The organism is Pseudarthrobacter sp. TE3704, from assembly GCF_056279405.1.
Window position 1 is genome coordinate 150,554 of the sequence record NZ_JBWCCJ010000005.1, and the last position, 14,773, is coordinate 165,326.

The 14,773-nt window shown below is 59.8% G+C and carries 11 protein-coding genes; 6 read left to right on the top strand and 5 right to left on the bottom strand.

The genetic code is table 11. From position 1 onward, the window contains the following. Window positions 1–14: 14 nt before the first annotated feature. Together ACZ9BC_RS14900 and ACZ9BC_RS14905 are read left to right on the top strand one after the other, a co-directional pair. Window positions 15–380, top strand: a complete 366-nt coding sequence (locus ACZ9BC_RS14900; RefSeq protein WP_476246617.1) for a hypothetical protein — start codon at window positions 15–17, stop codon at window positions 378–380. Beyond that, window positions 377–553 (top strand): hypothetical protein, encoded by a 177-nt coding sequence (locus ACZ9BC_RS14905; RefSeq protein WP_476246618.1) that lies wholly within the window; start codon window positions 377–379, stop codon window positions 551–553. Before ACZ9BC_RS14900 ends, ACZ9BC_RS14905 begins: the two co-directional genes overlap by 4 nt. A gap of 1,133 nt (window positions 554–1,686) precedes the next feature. Here ACZ9BC_RS14905 and ACZ9BC_RS14910 read toward each other — a convergent pair. Next, a complete protein-coding gene (locus ACZ9BC_RS14910; protein WP_476246619.1) occupies window positions 1,687–1,878 on the bottom strand; it encodes a hypothetical protein in 192 nt (63 codons plus the stop codon). Between the two features lie 1,615 nt (window positions 1,879–3,493). On the opposite strand from ACZ9BC_RS14910, the gene ACZ9BC_RS14915 reads away from it, so the two are divergent. Together ACZ9BC_RS14915 and ACZ9BC_RS14920 are read left to right on the top strand one after the other, a co-directional pair. Then, window positions 3,494–4,246 (top strand): metallophosphoesterase family protein, encoded by a 753-nt coding sequence (locus ACZ9BC_RS14915; protein WP_476246813.1) that lies wholly within the window; start codon window positions 3,494–3,496, stop codon window positions 4,244–4,246. Window positions 4,247–4,363: 117 nt separating this feature from the next. Next, a complete protein-coding gene (locus tag ACZ9BC_RS14920) occupies window positions 4,364–5,005 on the top strand; it encodes a DUF6308 family protein (protein WP_476246620.1) in 642 nt (213 codons plus the stop codon). Window positions 5,006–5,020: 15 nt separating this feature from the next. Here ACZ9BC_RS14920 and ACZ9BC_RS14925 read toward each other — a convergent pair whose 3' ends face one another. Both ACZ9BC_RS14925 and ACZ9BC_RS14930 read right to left on the bottom strand, forming a co-directional pair. Then, window positions 5,021–5,419 carry a hypothetical protein gene (locus ACZ9BC_RS14925; RefSeq protein ID WP_476246621.1) on the bottom strand — a complete coding sequence of 133 codons (399 nt, stop codon included), beginning with the start codon at window positions 5,417–5,419 and terminating at the stop codon, window positions 5,021–5,023. 91 nt (window positions 5,420–5,510) lie between these two features. Continuing rightward, window positions 5,511–6,323 carry a hypothetical protein gene (locus ACZ9BC_RS14930; RefSeq protein WP_476246622.1) on the bottom strand — a complete coding sequence of 271 codons (813 nt, stop codon included), beginning with the start codon at window positions 6,321–6,323 and terminating at the stop codon, window positions 5,511–5,513. A 1,642-nt stretch (window positions 6,324–7,965) separates the two neighbouring features. On the opposite strand from ACZ9BC_RS14930, the gene ACZ9BC_RS14935 reads away from it, so the two are divergent. Continuing rightward, window positions 7,966–8,757 (top strand): helix-turn-helix transcriptional regulator, encoded by a 792-nt coding sequence (locus tag ACZ9BC_RS14935; protein ID WP_476246623.1) that lies wholly within the window; start codon window positions 7,966–7,968, stop codon window positions 8,755–8,757. 162 nt (window positions 8,758–8,919) lie between these two features. Here ACZ9BC_RS14935 and ACZ9BC_RS14940 read toward each other — a convergent pair whose 3' ends face one another. Beyond that, window positions 8,920–9,960, bottom strand: coding sequence for a hypothetical protein (locus ACZ9BC_RS14940; protein WP_476246624.1), 1,041 nt, complete (start codon window positions 9,958–9,960; stop codon window positions 8,920–8,922). A gap of 666 nt (window positions 9,961–10,626) precedes the next feature. Beyond that, window positions 10,627–11,415 carry a DUF2382 domain-containing protein gene (locus ACZ9BC_RS14945; protein ID WP_476246625.1) on the bottom strand — a complete coding sequence of 263 codons (789 nt, stop codon included), beginning with the start codon at window positions 11,413–11,415 and terminating at the stop codon, window positions 10,627–10,629. Between the two features lie 2,672 nt (window positions 11,416–14,087). Between ACZ9BC_RS14945 and ACZ9BC_RS14950 the strand changes: the two genes are divergently transcribed. Continuing rightward, window positions 14,088–14,633: an AMIN-like domain-containing (lipo)protein gene (locus tag ACZ9BC_RS14950; protein WP_476246626.1), complete on the top strand. Its 546-nt coding sequence runs from the start codon at window positions 14,088–14,090 to the stop codon at window positions 14,631–14,633. The last annotated feature ends 140 nt before the right edge of the window (window positions 14,634–14,773 follow it).

Consider the following 14,773-nt stretch of genomic DNA (forward strand, 5'->3'; position numbering starts at 1 on the left):
AAGGACTGATCAACATGACCGCACGCAAGCCGGCAACCCGCAAGGCAACCACCGCTCCCGTCGAGCCGTCCCCTGAGCTGGTCGAGGTGCCGTCCGAGGCACTTGCCAACGAGGTTGCCGCCGCTGAATCGATGGCACAAGATGTGCAGGCCCCTGCCGACGAAGTAGCCGGCGCGATCGCCGAACTTGAGTCCGAGGCCAACGGCACGCGAAAGGCACCGGCCAAGAAGGCACCGAAGGCCGCGCCCGCCAAGAAGGAACCGGCACCCACTGCCCACACCAACTGCACGCACGCCAAGTCGGGTGCTGAAGGTAAAAAGGCCCGCGCTGCCTGCCGCCGTGAAAAGGCCGCCGAAGCCGCGAAGGCTGCGAAGGCATGACCCGCGACCAAATTATCTCCGCCGCCGATTTCGTCCTCGCGTCCTTCCGCCCTGATGCTGATCTCGACATCGACGACGATGGATCCGCATTCATCACCACGCTGCACGCCACCCTTGAGGGCTTCTTTGCCTTCGACCACGAAAGCGTCTCGCGCCTGACGCTCATCCCGTAACTTCAACCCACACTCCCGGCAACGGGGGTTAGTGGTGGATGCGCTAGCTCTGCGGTGCAACCTCACATACCGCAGGTGAGTTGATCGAGGGATATGGCGATGCATTGCCGCCGTCCTCGTCCGAGGAATTGACCGCAAAGCAATACTTTTCGCCTGGCCACAACCCATCAAAATAGGTACTGCCTGTCTGTCCTGAACCAGAAGGGTAATTCCTATTCCAATGGCCGCAGGCCCCATCAGCGGGAAGTATAGGCCCGTCAAAGCGTCGAACTTGATCCGCGTCGGTTCTCGATCCGAATCGGCCGGTGATCTCGATGAGATTGGTGACGGATCGAGGATCGTTGTTCTGCCAAGAAACTTCCGCTGCCATTCGGCCTGGCTTGGTAGTTGAAGGTTCCCAGATGATTGTTAAGCCGCTGGGCGGTCGTAACCTGTCGGCACTATCAACTGCATCGTTCATTGCTCTGTCCGAGCAAACCTGCGCTGTGGGTGGGTTGGTATTCTCTGGCTCGAATGGCCACCACTTCCCCGCCACGGCCGCTACCAGATAAGTGACTACTACCCCTGCCACGCCCGCCATCGCACCGAGCTTTGTGAAGGGACCTTCCTTGTTGGCCGTAGGTGGGCCTTCATTATTAGCCACTACAATCCCCCGATCTCAGGCAGGGTCTTAGTCTTGCTTGTCTAGGTGATCATATTGCAGTTCGAATCGCCTGTGCTTGAGGCGTCCGCAAAGCGCTGCCTGACGATCCAACGAACGCGCTGTGTGTGACTGTGCCACTTCGCTAGTCCGCCCGCTTACACGCTCAATGATGACCGATTGCATCGATGTTGTTGCCGATGTCGCGTGCCCGTGCTGCGGTGACCTGTGCCGATGACGCCAACGCGTCTGCCGCGCTGCCGTTGACGCGCCCGCTGCTGTCGCTCTGACGCGTCCGTCATTGCATCGACATGTGATGATGCATGCGATGCCTGCTGCCGTCTGACGACATGTCCGCTGCGTCTGCCGCGTGCTGTTGACCGCTGCCCGTCACCATACACCGTGGCGACGACATGGGGTCGACACCCCCTCCCCTGGGGTCGAAGGCGGAAGTGGCCCCGGCAAGATAGCAGGGGCCACTCTTAAACGCTTGCTACTTCTTGCCGGAGCCGTTCTTGCTCGGATCAACGAATACGTAGCCCTGGCCGGGCTTGCTAGTCGGGGGAAGAGGACGCCCAGCAATGGAGGTGATCTCGTGGCCGGTAGAGCCACCGCGGGGACCGACCTGCTCGTACTGTCCGGAACCCGGAGCAGACTGACCTGGCTTGTAGATGTTCGCCGACATGTCGGTTTCCTTATCTGCAAGCGCGGCAAGCGAAACACGGGCTGACACGCCGGACCATTTAGTCCGGCTGCCAGCACGATGTAGGCTCAGGTGATCTGCCAAGATACCTAGGGCCCCAGTCGCTCGCCTAGCTTTCAGCTGCGTGGTGCAACTGGGGCTCTTGCTTGCCCTCTGAGACTACATGTAGTGCAGACGCCTCTTTGGAACCCCTAGATGATGTATTACAACTATGTCATTTAATGCACGTTCAATCCACAGGGAGAGGCCGGCAAAATGTCCGGAATTCCGGCGATTCCGCGGACGGAGTCCACATGCTGTGGAGTACTTAGCCACATTTAACGCCCAGCGTGTCGTGGAAAAGACGGCGTGTCGCTAATTGGGGCGCCTGCCGAAATCAGCGGGTATCTTGATTGAAACTTTCGCGCTCCTTGAGGAAAGGAACGTAGGACGACCCTTTGCGCCGGGCACATACATTCCACGTAGATTCCACAATGATGCCCGTATGCAAAAATATGGAATCAATGTTGTTGTTGTGGAGCCTATGTTGTTACGTGGAATCTAAGGCGCAATGTCAAGGGCCCACTTCAGCCGGAACGTCGAGCTCAAGATCGCTCACAGATTCCAAGCTTCACACATCGATTCCATTGATTCCACGTTTTCATGCGCATGGAATGTACTGGAATCTAGGTGGAATCTACGTACACCGAAGGATTCCACACGACGCTTGCTGAGTGGGCAGAGGGCCTTGCCTACACTTTGAAAAACTCAGGCCATGGCCCCGAGCAAATTACTTTGGCTTCAGCTGCAGACCAAGCCGGATCAAAGCGCATCTTGGAGACAGCGGAACGGATTGCCAGAGATGCGGGGTGGCCCCTCATAAATCTGTCCGTTGAGGATCTCAGGATTGACTACCGCTTACCGGAGCGGGGCTATCTAGTGGTTCAAGGCGGGAGCCAGCGGCTGGCGCCGGAGCTGGTCCAAGCAGTGGCGGCTTTTCAGCACTTGGTCTCGGCCGACTTACCGGTCGCGTTGCTGGTTGTAGCCCAACCGAAAGCCATACAGTCTCTCCGCAGAGAGCCAGCGCTCGGCTGGCTCAGTCGCGCCGAAGCCATCAGTTCAGCGGCTGACTAAGTAGTTAGTAGTCGCGCGGCTCGGTCGGGCAGTGTCGTAGCTCATGCATACGCTGCGCTCATGTACCGATAAATCTTTAATGACAGCACCGGACGTTACCGGGTGACGACGTCAACAGGGAGCGAGTACATCGTCTCGCTGCTGGGAAACAGAAGCATGTCCCGAAAGATGGGCGCCGTACCACCCAGTGAGGATTTCCTTCCGTTGAGCCTTCTGATCTTCGTCGGGATGGGGAAGAGTTGGAGCTACTCAGGCTTGAGGTATGCCGGGTCGGCGCCTCGGCGCGTTTCTGGATCCAAGTGCGCAGCGATCCCATCCCGACGCTCCGGACTACGTCTCCTGTGGTCTGCATAATTGCCATCGACTAGGCCACGATTGGCGCGTGGGGTCTCTTGTCCAGGCTCCGGTGATGGTTACGGTCAACGCAGCGCATCGTGTCAGACCAAACCCTTATCGTAACCGCATGAACGATTCAGCTTTTCCAATGGCTATCGCCGGGGATCTTCACGGCGATTTGCAGTGGGCGAGACGCCTCATCCGTTCCGCAAGGGCTGCCGGTGCCCGAACCATCTTCGTAGTAGGTGACCTTGGAGTCCTGTTCCCTGGCAGGGGCAAGGGGCGCTACGAGGCGAAACTGGACCGATACTTGTCCCAATTTGGGATGCAACTCGTCTTCATCGATGGAAACCATGACAACCACCATGATCTTCGGAAGCTTGAAGTTGAAGGCGATGGACTCGCTCGAGTCAAGGAGAACATCAAATATCTTCCCAGAGGCGGACGCATTACTCTTCAGGGTTTGCACATCGGCGGACTCGGAGGCGCCTTCAGCGTTGACTACGAGTGGCGCACACCCGGCGTTGATTGGTGGCCTGACGTTGAGGAAGTTCAGGCCGTGGACGTCGAAAACCTCGTTGCCGAAGGCGCCTTGGACATCCTGCTCACACATGACGTGCCAGCGGCCATCCAAATGATGGGTGACCTTGGGCTTTCGGATGAAACGATAGCGAGGGCACAAGTTAGCCGGGAACTACTTCAAGGGGCAGTCGATGCAATACGGCCAGCATACGTTTTCTGCGGCCACTGGCATCAACGACATATCGGAGCAGTCGCCCATGCGGACGGATTCCAAACGCGCGTTGACGTGTTGGACATGAACGGGTCTCAATCTGGCAATGCCGTCCTCGTTTGGCCAGAGCGACCGTTGAGGATTGAGCCTCTCGTCGTTCGAGGATGACAACGCGCGGGCGCTGAGCTGAAGTCGATGCCCCGCTTGCTGATTCGTGCTGGATGGATCAGCGGTCGTCCGCGTGCCACCCCAGGCTAGCTTGCTGTCCGGCCATAGGCTGTGGCCATGACTACATTGAGGGTTGGCGGGGCATCAGTGGCTTTAGGCGAGGCGAAAGCCTGGGCGACCGAGTACCTAGTGGGCAGGCCTGGCGCCTCGGCGTATCCAGCCTACGACGGATACCCGGGGTCGGAGAGCGAGCTGGTAGCGGCACAGGACCTTCTCGCCGTCGCCTTGCTGAACGTCTCGAATAAACCGCTAAAGGTGTATTACGGGCTGGAAAGCCAGCTGGAGCTACTCAATGAGCGACTGCAAAGCCCGGACTTGAAAGGTAACCTACGCGACGCGTCAGCTGCCACGCTGGAAGCCATAGCTGACCTCTTCGACGTCCTTGAAGACAAACCTGCCGATAACGTCAAACTCACCACCCTCTCGAAAGTTCTGCACCGTAAGCGACCCGAACTGTTGCCATTGTTCGACGCCAAGATCCGCTACTGCTACACCGACTGTGCCGCTGCTCCTGTCCCACCGAAGAAGAAGCGGAGCAAGCGGGAGTACCGGCTCGCTTGGCTGGAGGCCTTGCAGCGTGACCTAGAGAGCCAGCATGAACAGTGGGAGGAGATCGCGGCCATCGCGCCAGGCCCGAAGATCACTCCGCTACGGGCCTTGGATGTTATTGGCTGGGAACTGGGAAGACGCAAGAACTAACGGCTGTCCCCCGGCTCAAATGGAGCGACGCCTCGGCCTGCTTCGTTCAATTTCGCGAGAAACACTTGCCGGACTCTGACTCGTTCCGCCGAGCATCCGGATGATCCAGGACAGCGACGTGGCCGTCGGGAACTGGATGATCTTGGATTCGTGGCCGGAGATGGAGAACAGGACCATCGTCGTAGTGGGTGGCAGTGTCGCAATGTACTCGTCGTAGGTCTGCATGATCACTGACAGGCCGGTAACGACCGACTTCACCCGGACCTTCGCGGTCAGCTGGGTGGCCCATTGGCGGGCGAAAGAGTCAAAGGCAGATTCGAGGACCCGGGAGTGTTCGCGGGCGAGGGTCGTGGGACGGCGGAAGTCGTACAGTTCCACGGACTTCTGGGGCTGTTCTGTGTCCTGGGCGCTCATGGAGTCAGGACCGCCCGGGACGAAACGGGCAGGGAAGGGTCAGTCATGGACCCTATGTGTACGGAGAAGCCGAGGGGTCTCCCCGGGCTGTCTAACCCTTGGGGGTGAAGGTGTTCGGAATAGCTTTGCCGCTGCCTTCGGCCATGCCGGTGACGTTGCAGAGGCTGCTAGCCGTGTCGTAGTACATCTGGACTGAGCCCAGGTCGGTAGCGGAGTACCAGTGCGTTACGGGGACGATCATGGAGCCGAGAGTTGGGTCTTTGACCGTGTACGTTACCGATTCGCCGGATTGCAGAACGATGGAGCCGCCGCTGGGAACACCTGGCGGTGGCGCCCAGTCGTACTCGCCGTACTGAGCGATGGCCGCGATCTGGCCTCTGCTGTCCAGCCCGTCGAGGTCTGAAACGTCGCGTTGGGTAATCCTGATGGCCGCGCTGGTTCCGTTGTGAAGGGTGCCCCTGCCAACGACCGTCACCTCGTTGGGCAGGGTGTCGTACGGCCATTCGAAGGTGATGGAATCCAAGGCCGCGGTCACCGCTCCGGAGGGACAGTTGTCCTGCGGGCGGGCAGCGGGCACGCGGGGTACGACCGGCAGCTGCGCTTCAACGGTCTGCACGACCTCAGGGGCATAAACAGTTGGCTCTGGAACATCTTGGCTGGGAGCGGTTGTTGGCACCGGGGCGGGAACCGCAGACGCCGTCTTGGGTGCTGCCGTCGGGCGTACCACCTGGAGGGATGCAACAGCTGTGGGCCGCGTGGTCGACGTTGATTTCAGGGCGCTTGAGCTGCGCTCGGACTCGATGATTCCGGCAATAACTGCTCCAGCTGCTATTGCGACTGCGACAACGGATGCCAGTGCGATCAGCACTATCTTCAGCATACGGTTCATCCGAGGGTCAGTCATATCGGAAGTGTACGCATCCCGAGTGCATCGGGTCGCTCGTTAAGGCCGCCGCTGGGAGGGCTTGCGGATGCGGTGTCGACATGCCCTGGTTGGCGTAACGCTCTGTCAGCAAGGCGATCAGTTGTTCCTGGTTGTTGGGCGCGTGGCGGTAGAGGCGGGTTGCCATGGTTCTCTTGGCTGGCAAGGATATTGGCTGCCATGTGTGCGGCCCGATTCGCTGCCCTCGACGGGCAGCAAGGATTCGAGAGGCTCCTATGACTATTCGTTGGACTATTGCCTCCCAGATTTCGGCTCACATAGGGTGAACATCAATCCCGGGGACCCTTGACCGGGTCTGACGATTGGGGAGTCCCTGATGAAACGCCGAATCGCTTCAGCTGGCTTTGCTGTTGCCCTGTTCACCGCCCTGCTGGCCCCTCTGGGTGCAGGGCCGGCTGCTGCCGCACCCACAGGTTGTTGGGCTGGTGGTGGAGGCACCTACACCACGGCTAACTGCTCCGGTGGTACGGGCTACTACCAAGCCTACGCCGTCTGCAAGCAAACCTACTGGCCTTTCTACTCGTCCTTTGTGCAGAGCGACTGGAAACGGGCCGGCAGCGGCCAGCAGGCCTTTGTGTGGTGCACCTTCGGGTACAACGTCGCATCTCGCGGAGTAGGACTACGGAACTAAGCCCTCAGTGCCCCAAAGAGGCTTCCTTGGCTTTGTCCTCGCGACCTCACCCCTCCTGGAAGCGGCTCATTTTTGACCGTCCGTACAACCGTCACCAGGGCTTCCTCCCGCATTCACGAGTGGCGGAGCTGGCGTGAAGCGCGGTGTACCCGATGCTTGAAAGGAGCTTCGCCCTGCACTGACCAACCCTGCCGCATAGGCCCGTTTTCGGATACAGCCGGAGAGCGGGCCTGTTCTCGTTCGCAGACCAACCACCCGAAAGGGCCTGGACCGGAGACCGGACAGAATTCCGGCAACGGGCGAATCGGCCAGTTTTCGGCGAAACCAACCGTTTCAGGGGCCGGAACCACCCCTTTTTCAGTGTGAAACCAACCGGGGGTTGGTCTAATTTATGGCCCGTTTTGCCGCGGGTTCTAGGGGTTTTTGGGTGTCCGCGGAGGTCAAGACCAACCAGACCAACCGGGGAATATAGCCTCCTTAAGAGAACAGTGATGTGTTGTGTTTTGGAGGAGGAAACATAAACACTGAGGCCCTATGTGTATGTGTGTGTTTTAAGGTAGGTAACTTGGTATAGATAGATAGAAGGGCCCTTTTGCCCTCTATTTACAAGGATTTTCAAAACCAACCCCCCGTTGGTATTCGGGTGGTTCCGGTCGGTTCAAGACCAACCGTTCATGAGGATCTCCTGACGGAGGGCTTGGAGGTGTCCCACTGGCGATTGGGACAGGATGATCGGGACGAGTCCCTAACAGCGGGGCTCATGAAGCTGGGCCCATGCCCCGCTGGCTTTGCGCGCGTCCGGTGCATGTTGGGCCGTCCACGCCTTGCGGCTTTCCGCCTGCTACAACCCAGAGTATTTGGGAGGCTCCGCTGGCCCCATACGCACATCTGCGTACTTGGACTGTGGTCGCTGCTCGTGTAGGCGAGCATTTTCTTCTTTCGCCTGAGGGCACACGCATCTAAAATGCTCGCGTGGAGCGTAACGATGCGCAGTACCGCACCTGGCTGGAGCTGGTCGGAGAACTCCTGCAACTGCCGCCTGGGCCTTCGGTGCGGTATGAGGAGCAGCTCCTCGTGCTTCTCAATCAGTCGTTCCATGCCGCATGCACGACACGGAATCATGTGACGCAAAAATGGGACAATCATGTCCTCGATTGCTGGCCGCCAAGGTACATTCCCGACGAACCCCCTGGGGACTTCGACTTCAGGCAACAACCACTGTTGCGCTGGCATGCATCCGGGCAGACGGGGCCGCAGTCCATTGGGCGGGTTCCTGGCGCTTTAGCCAGCAACAAGATGAAGCAGGCCTGGGACGACATGGCCCGCCCCTGGAACGTGAACCACCAGCTGTCCATCCCGCTACAAATGGGCGGAGAGGACCTCCACTCCTTCCTTGTCCAACGACCTGATGACTTCACTGAGCAAGAGCTGGACTTGGCATCACTGCTTCAACCAATTCTGACCGGCCTTGCTCTGCACTTCAGGCTCCTGTCAACCAACGCCAATGCTTCTACGCACAGGTCTGCTTGTGAACTGACGCTTCGCGAGATGGCCATCCTGTCCCTGCTGAGCCAAGGACTAACGGCGGAGAGCTTGGCGAGGCGGCTCGGCATCTCGCCCCGCACCGCGGGGAAACACCTGGAACACATCTATCGCAAGTTGGATGTGGGAGACCGACTTATGGCGGTCCAACGGGCATACGAATTGAACTTGCTGGCACCACCGAACAGCCTCGTCATTGGTAAAGACACGAGTTACCTCTAATCCTCAGAACTCGGCGCTGGTCTAACCCGCAGCTACCACGACCCTCCGGACACTGGCCAAGGCCGGGGAACATGACAGGGCCATCTACCCGGGCTCCGAATTGTCCGAGCACTTCGGCAACTGACCGCCATCAGGACAGGATGAGGCTCCGGCGAATACCCCTCAGTAGGCGAGAGCCCCTTCTGGGTGGCACGCTGTTGCAAGTACCCTTACGTCGACTGGGAATTGCGACTTTATGTTGATGACGATGTCGTCATCTCCGGCGGCCAGCATCTTTGAACGATGGCCCGGCGTCGAAGGCGAGAATGATTCACCCTGGATAGTGATTACCGGCGCGGGTACCTGGATGGGCCCGTAGCTGAAGGCCGAAATCAGTGGCCGCGCGAAAACACTAACCAACCGTTTGTAGCCGCTCTGGCCAGTCTTCAGTCCAACCGTCATGTCGCCATCCCCTGTGTGGTCCGGCTTGTAGGCCGAAAGCCAATCATTGTCATCAGCCTGACGGTCCGGAATCACTTCTATGTATGCGTAAGACCCGGAGCTTCCGCGGAGTTTGATGAACCGACCGACGTTGTAGTGGGTAGTGGATGACTCAAGCCCCAGCGTACTGGTGATGGCCTTGTCTGGCACGGCATATATTCCAATTATCGTCGCCGCGAGCTTGACCGCAGCTTCATGCCCGGCATTCGCCACCGGGTTATTGCCGAACGCCGCCTTAACTATTTCTCTCGTCAAGGGCGTTATCCCGTTCAAAATCTGGTCAGCAAGGGCACCGTCATCGCGTTCGAGCAACCAGAAGGCAGTGGTGACAACGTCTGTCACGTCGGGCTGTCCGGCGGAAGGGTCCGGCCACAACGGGAACTCTCCGACATCTACCCACTGACCTGCGCTAATTTTATCGAATACGCCACCTGCGGGGCCTCCACCACCGTCCTTGCTGCCGGCAAAATACATGACTTTGCCGTTAGTAGTGAGGCATGCGAAGAAAAACTCCCCCGTATCCCCATTCAGAAAGCCGTCATAGTGGTGACCAGCATAGAACCCCAGGAGCTTTATTTTGATGGGAAACGGTTTCGACTGAACTATGGCCTGTAGGGAGGTGCCAAGCCCTGACCCCACATTCAGATTTTTGATAATACTGGAGAGATCCAGTCCCGCAGGCTTGATCTCTTTCGGAAAAATGAGCGTGCTTATACCAGGCATGATGGAACCAGATCCCCTTATCTCAGCGGTTTGATTTGATCCCCAGCAAAAGCAATGTTCCCACCGTGGATTTCGGAGCCGCAATGGCCGTGTCTACCTAACTTGGATTCACCACGCGCGTAGGTTCTAGGTAGGCTAAATCGAGTCCCCCATCCTGGTCTTCGATAACACCAGCCCCCAGTCCGTACACGCATGTCCCATGCCAAGCCCCACCGCAACCGCGCCAGTACCTCTCGCCGTTTGTGACTGCCGCAAGGGGCCAGCCACAAGAGCCACAGCCTTCTTCAGCTGTGCAGGCGACCCCCTCAGTGGATCCCGAAGCTGAGGTAGACCTGGCCGCGGGCCGGATATAGGAGTACGCCCTGGAGAGGCAGCGAAAAGGCGCAGCCGCACGGAAGTGGCAACAGGTCCGGATGACGGATGCGCAACTTTGAGGGTTCTCGGTGATCCCAGGGGTCCGGAGATGGCAACGGCCGCCTTGTGGATGACGAATTGGCAGGGCTCTTGGACGCTCTTTACCGGAACCTTGATACTCCTGCGCCGGAACCTTCTGCCACCTTTTGGTACGAGCTGGCAGTCGCCGATAGCTACCGGAGGGCCCGCGACCGGTCTACCTGGGCAGGCCAAGGGCCCGGGCTAGTGCCCGGGCCCTTGTGAGGAGCTTGGTTAGCGGCGCTTGTCGTCGATGCCGTCAGTGTCGATGTGTTCCTTGCGGACTTCCTCGTTGACGGTGACGTTCTCGGTCACGGTGTCCTTGTCGAGGCGAACTCGTTCGACCGGGACGGTCTCCTTCTCCACCACGGGGCGTTCCTCGTGGAGGACTACCTCGTGTTCTTCCTCGCTGATCGCCGGACCGTCCATGGCCGCGCCACGATTCGCGTCGGTGATGGGCTCGCGTTCTATGCGGACTTCCTCACGCTGCACCGGAACGGTCTTCGTGACGTTCTCGGTGGTGACGTACTTGCGAAGCCGGGCCCGGCCGGCGGCCTGCTTTTCTGTCCCGACGTGAAGCTGCTCTTCGGAGCGAGTCATCGCGTCGTCGGTTGTGGGACCGGAGGTGTCGTGACCGACCGTGCCGGCCCGTTCCCCTGTGTCCCTTGTGCCGGTCCGGGACGTGGTGTCGGTGTATGAGGTGCCACCGCCGAGTTTGTAATGGGCGTACAGCCGCTCTTCCTCAGCCGGTTCCAGGTGGCCGTCCTCAGCGACGCGGGGCGCGTCCTTGACCTGGTCTTTGCTGTAGGGAACAACGATGTCGTTGCCCTCGGTGCGTGCACCCTGGAGCGGGACGAACGATTCGGACGTGCCGAAAAGCCCGGTTTTCACGGTGACGAAGGTGGGCTGGCCCGTCTCGTCATCGGCGTAAACCTGGCCGATCGAACCGATCTTGTCCCCATCGGCGCTCAGGACGTTTCCGCCGGCGTTGAGCAGCTTGTCAATGTTTTCCTTGGCGAACATGGTGTCTCCTTGGATTGGTTATTGAGGCCTCTGACTTGCTCCCCCTGTGATAAATACCAAGCACACTTAGTATTGGTCTGGCAAGACACGATTCTGGCATTGCCGCAATCCGGGACGAGGAACGGGGGCGGCTGGCGGAGCGTAATCGGCTGGGCGATCAGCCTTTGTACGGACGATCCGTTTTCGACGTCCAAGCGGTGTTCCGCGTGAGCGCAGCGAGAGGGCGTGGAGGTTTCGGCCGGAGCTATTGACTCCGGTCGAACCCCGCGCTATACCTCAACTAAGTCCGGCAGCAGGCCCGGAGTCAGATCATCCGGAGACCGCTGTGACAGCCCCCTATCCTCCCAACTCCCAGATCACGTATGCCCGTCAGGAGCAGACGCGGGCCTCCCCTGCACACTTCTGAACTCCGCGGTTCAGCCCGGGCTATTGCCCGCACCATCAATGACCCGTGGCTCACGGGCCATCAGCCGAACCCTTCGTTCAGGAGGAAGTGTCGCAGTGGACACGCTTCCAGCAGTGCTCCTTGTCATCGGTGCGGCCTTTGCCTGGATCGGCCTGACAGCTTTCGCCGCCCTCCACCTTCGCCGCAGACGGAACGGATCGACGCTGGTCGCGTCGGCCGGGGGCGGGGGCGGGACGGAACATCGCGTGAAGTCATGGGGAGCCCGACTTCACCGACACCGCGCTACTCCGCGCCCTCGGAGGGTGAGCCTCCGAGGGGCACGAGGCAGCCGCACCACACACCACTCCGCATGACCCTTGGGAGCAATCGTTGAATGCCGAAATGATCTTCGGATTCAGCCTCGGATACCTTGCCGTCCTTGTCGGCATCTTCCTCATCTACCTGCCGTATCTGATCCTTTTCGTACTGTTGCTGATAGCGGCCGGGATCCTGTATTTGCTGCTGTTGCCTTTCGCCCTCCTGGTAAGGAAGCTGCAGCGAACACGGCCGCGGCCAACCGAGGACAGCTCGTGGATTTTGAACCGACCGGACAGGCAGCCCAGTGACCAGATCCTGATGCCCAGGCGGCACACTACGGCGCCACAGTGAAGTGATCCCCGCCAGAGCTGAAGGAGTGTTGCGTGACGACCGTGGGCCGGTCCCCCCAAACCACTGGAACCGGCCCGCGGCGGCGGCCCCTGCTCGGGGCCGCCATCCCCTGCCACCACGTCCTTAGGTCAGCAAGTGGTCCTGGCACTCTTCCAGGCCGGGACCTTCTCGCCGCAGGAGCACCTCATGAAGGACGAGCTTATATGTCCTTCACTGGCCACTCAGATTGGGACACGCCACCACGGGGCCCACGGCATTGGTAGGGGGTTTCGGCAAGAGGCTGGCAGCCATGATCGGCCCGTCCCAGAACTACGTCGCCACCCGCCTCCGGGACGAGAGGACGTTTTAAGATGAACAACATCGAGGCAATTGCAGCGGCCCCCGAGGTTCCGATCCCTGACCTGCTTCGGGACGCGGACGCCCCCGGCGGACTAAGATTCGCGGGATGAACTGACTTGAATCACCGGGTCTACAAACAGGGTAGGCAAGCCGTTGACCTCTAACTGGCCGGCGAGTAGCGTGGCTCGCGCCATCGCTGGGGAATCACTTCATCACTATCCCCGAAGGGGGTTCATCTCCATGGCTCGCAACGCGTTCAGACTCTTGGCTAGCACCTTCCTGATGCTGCTGCTAGCAGCTGGCTTATCGTCCCCGGCAGTAGCGGCCGCCCCGGAGCTAAGCACACCTAAGGTGAGTATCGTCTCGGTGGACCAGACATACTATGAGGAGTTCGGTCGATGGGGTGTCCGCACGACCTTGGAGTGGACGGCAGTGGCCGGAGCGGAATACTACAAAATCTGCTCCCAGTTCGGCAACAAGCCGTCGCCGCGGGGCCCGGGATGTACCTTCCCCTTCTATAACCCGACCTTTACTCACGAAGCCTCCGCGGAACCTGGCACACGGATCACCTATTGGATCGTCGCCTGCGATACTAGGGAAGCCACGACAGTTTGCTCGGACGACAGCAACAAGGTGTCTGTGACTGCGGGCAAGAAAATGAAAAAGTAGCGAGCAAAGGTCCACTCGGCTGAGCGAAAACTCAACATCGACGCAATACTTCCCCAAGGATGGACAAACTTACTTCCGCTCTATCCCTTGGCTTCCTAGAGTGGCTTGCAGACAGCAGAAGAGATGACTGCGTCAAGGGGGACATATGAGCATGAGCAGCACACCGTCGGTAGTGCAAGAAGCACGTCCCAGGCAGGCTGTTCCTGCCCCGCCAAAGAAACCACTGGTTCGTCCGCGGCCTGTCCAGCACACGCCACGACGTACGCGCCGGGAGCATGAGGTGCAGCGGCTGATCCGGGACCTCGGCGCACTTGCCGCCAGCGGCCATGGGACCTCCTCAGGCCGGGGCTAATACGTCCTTCGAGCACCACTCGGATGTGCCCGCCACAACGGTGACGGTTACGTTGTTACCGGGCATCGCGGCTGGGCCCAGAAACGGCACCGAAACGGTTAAGAAGTGGGGCAAAGAGGCCTTCGGATTTACTGGCGCGTGACCCTACCGCGGGGTTCTTCACGGTTCCGCCCCGAAGCGGCAACAACCCTCGTTTCGGGACTTGGCACTCCCTAATCTTGAGCCATCCAACCGCTCCACCTATCTGGATGGCACCCAATGAAAAAATTCCTCCTCTGGCTCACCGCGCTCCTCGCAGCCGTCGGGCTGGGCATCGTGGCGCCGGGGCCAGCCTCGGCAGCAACCTATTGCGGGCTCCCATGGGGATCCCTGGCCAAATCCGCGCCCGAGATGAGCTCCGCCTCCGTCACCAACGTCCGGACAGGGCAGCAACCCTGCTTCGACCGGATGGTGGTTGACCTCAACGGCCCCGCCACGGGCTACACCGTCCGGTACGTCCCGGAGATCATCCAGGACGGCACCGGCTGCACAATCCCGGTCTACGGCAACGCACGCCTGCAGGTCGTCGTGAACGCACCCTCCTACGACCAGAACGGCAACGTCACCTACAACCCGGCCGCGAAGGCCGAGCTGTCCAACGTGGCCGACTATAAGACTTTCCGGCAAGTGGTCTATGCGAATAGCTTCGAAGGTTCCACCAGCATCGGCCTCGGAGTCCGCGCCCGTCTGCCTTTCAGGGCCTTAACTCTGGACGGGCCGGGATCCGGTTCCCGGCTGATCGTGGACGTAGCCCACTCCTGGTAACGGATCCAAAAGGTGCCGCACCCCAGATCGGTGGCGCGGCACCTTTTCTTGGGGTTACGGCTTGAACCCAAGAAGACAGCTGCTGGGCAAAGGGTTCTCCACGACGCCGCCCAGTCATACAATTGAGGGGCTGGGGCGAC

Bases quoted from the DNA above. Each gene is read 5' to 3' on its own strand.
- ACZ9BC_RS14950 (WP_476246626.1), top strand. From the start codon at position 14,088: ATGAAAAAATTCCTCCTCTGGCTCACCGCGCTCCTCGCAGCCGTCGGG.
- ACZ9BC_RS14925 (WP_476246621.1), bottom strand. From the start codon at position 5,419: ATGAGCGCCCAGGACACAGAACAGCCCCAGAAGTCCGTGGAACTGTAC.
- ACZ9BC_RS14910 (WP_476246619.1), bottom strand. From the start codon at position 1,878: ATGTCGGCGAACATCTACAAGCCAGGTCAGTCTGCTCCGGGTTCCGGA.
- ACZ9BC_RS14920 (WP_476246620.1), top strand. From the start codon at position 4,364: ATGACTACATTGAGGGTTGGCGGGGCATCAGTGGCTTTAGGCGAGGCG.
- ACZ9BC_RS14940 (WP_476246624.1), bottom strand. From the start codon at position 9,960: ATGCCTGGTATAAGCACGCTCATTTTTCCGAAAGAGATCAAGCCTGCG.
- ACZ9BC_RS14915 (WP_476246813.1), top strand. From the start codon at position 3,494: ATGGCTATCGCCGGGGATCTTCACGGCGATTTGCAGTGGGCGAGACGC.
- ACZ9BC_RS14945 (WP_476246625.1), bottom strand. From the start codon at position 11,415: ATGTTCGCCAAGGAAAACATTGACAAGCTGCTCAACGCCGGCGGAAAC.
- ACZ9BC_RS14930 (WP_476246622.1), bottom strand. From the start codon at position 6,323: ATGACTGACCCTCGGATGAACCGTATGCTGAAGATAGTGCTGATCGCA.
- ACZ9BC_RS14905 (WP_476246618.1), top strand. From the start codon at position 377: ATGACCCGCGACCAAATTATCTCCGCCGCCGATTTCGTCCTCGCGTCC.
- ACZ9BC_RS14900 (WP_476246617.1), top strand. From the start codon at position 15: ATGACCGCACGCAAGCCGGCAACCCGCAAGGCAACCACCGCTCCCGTC.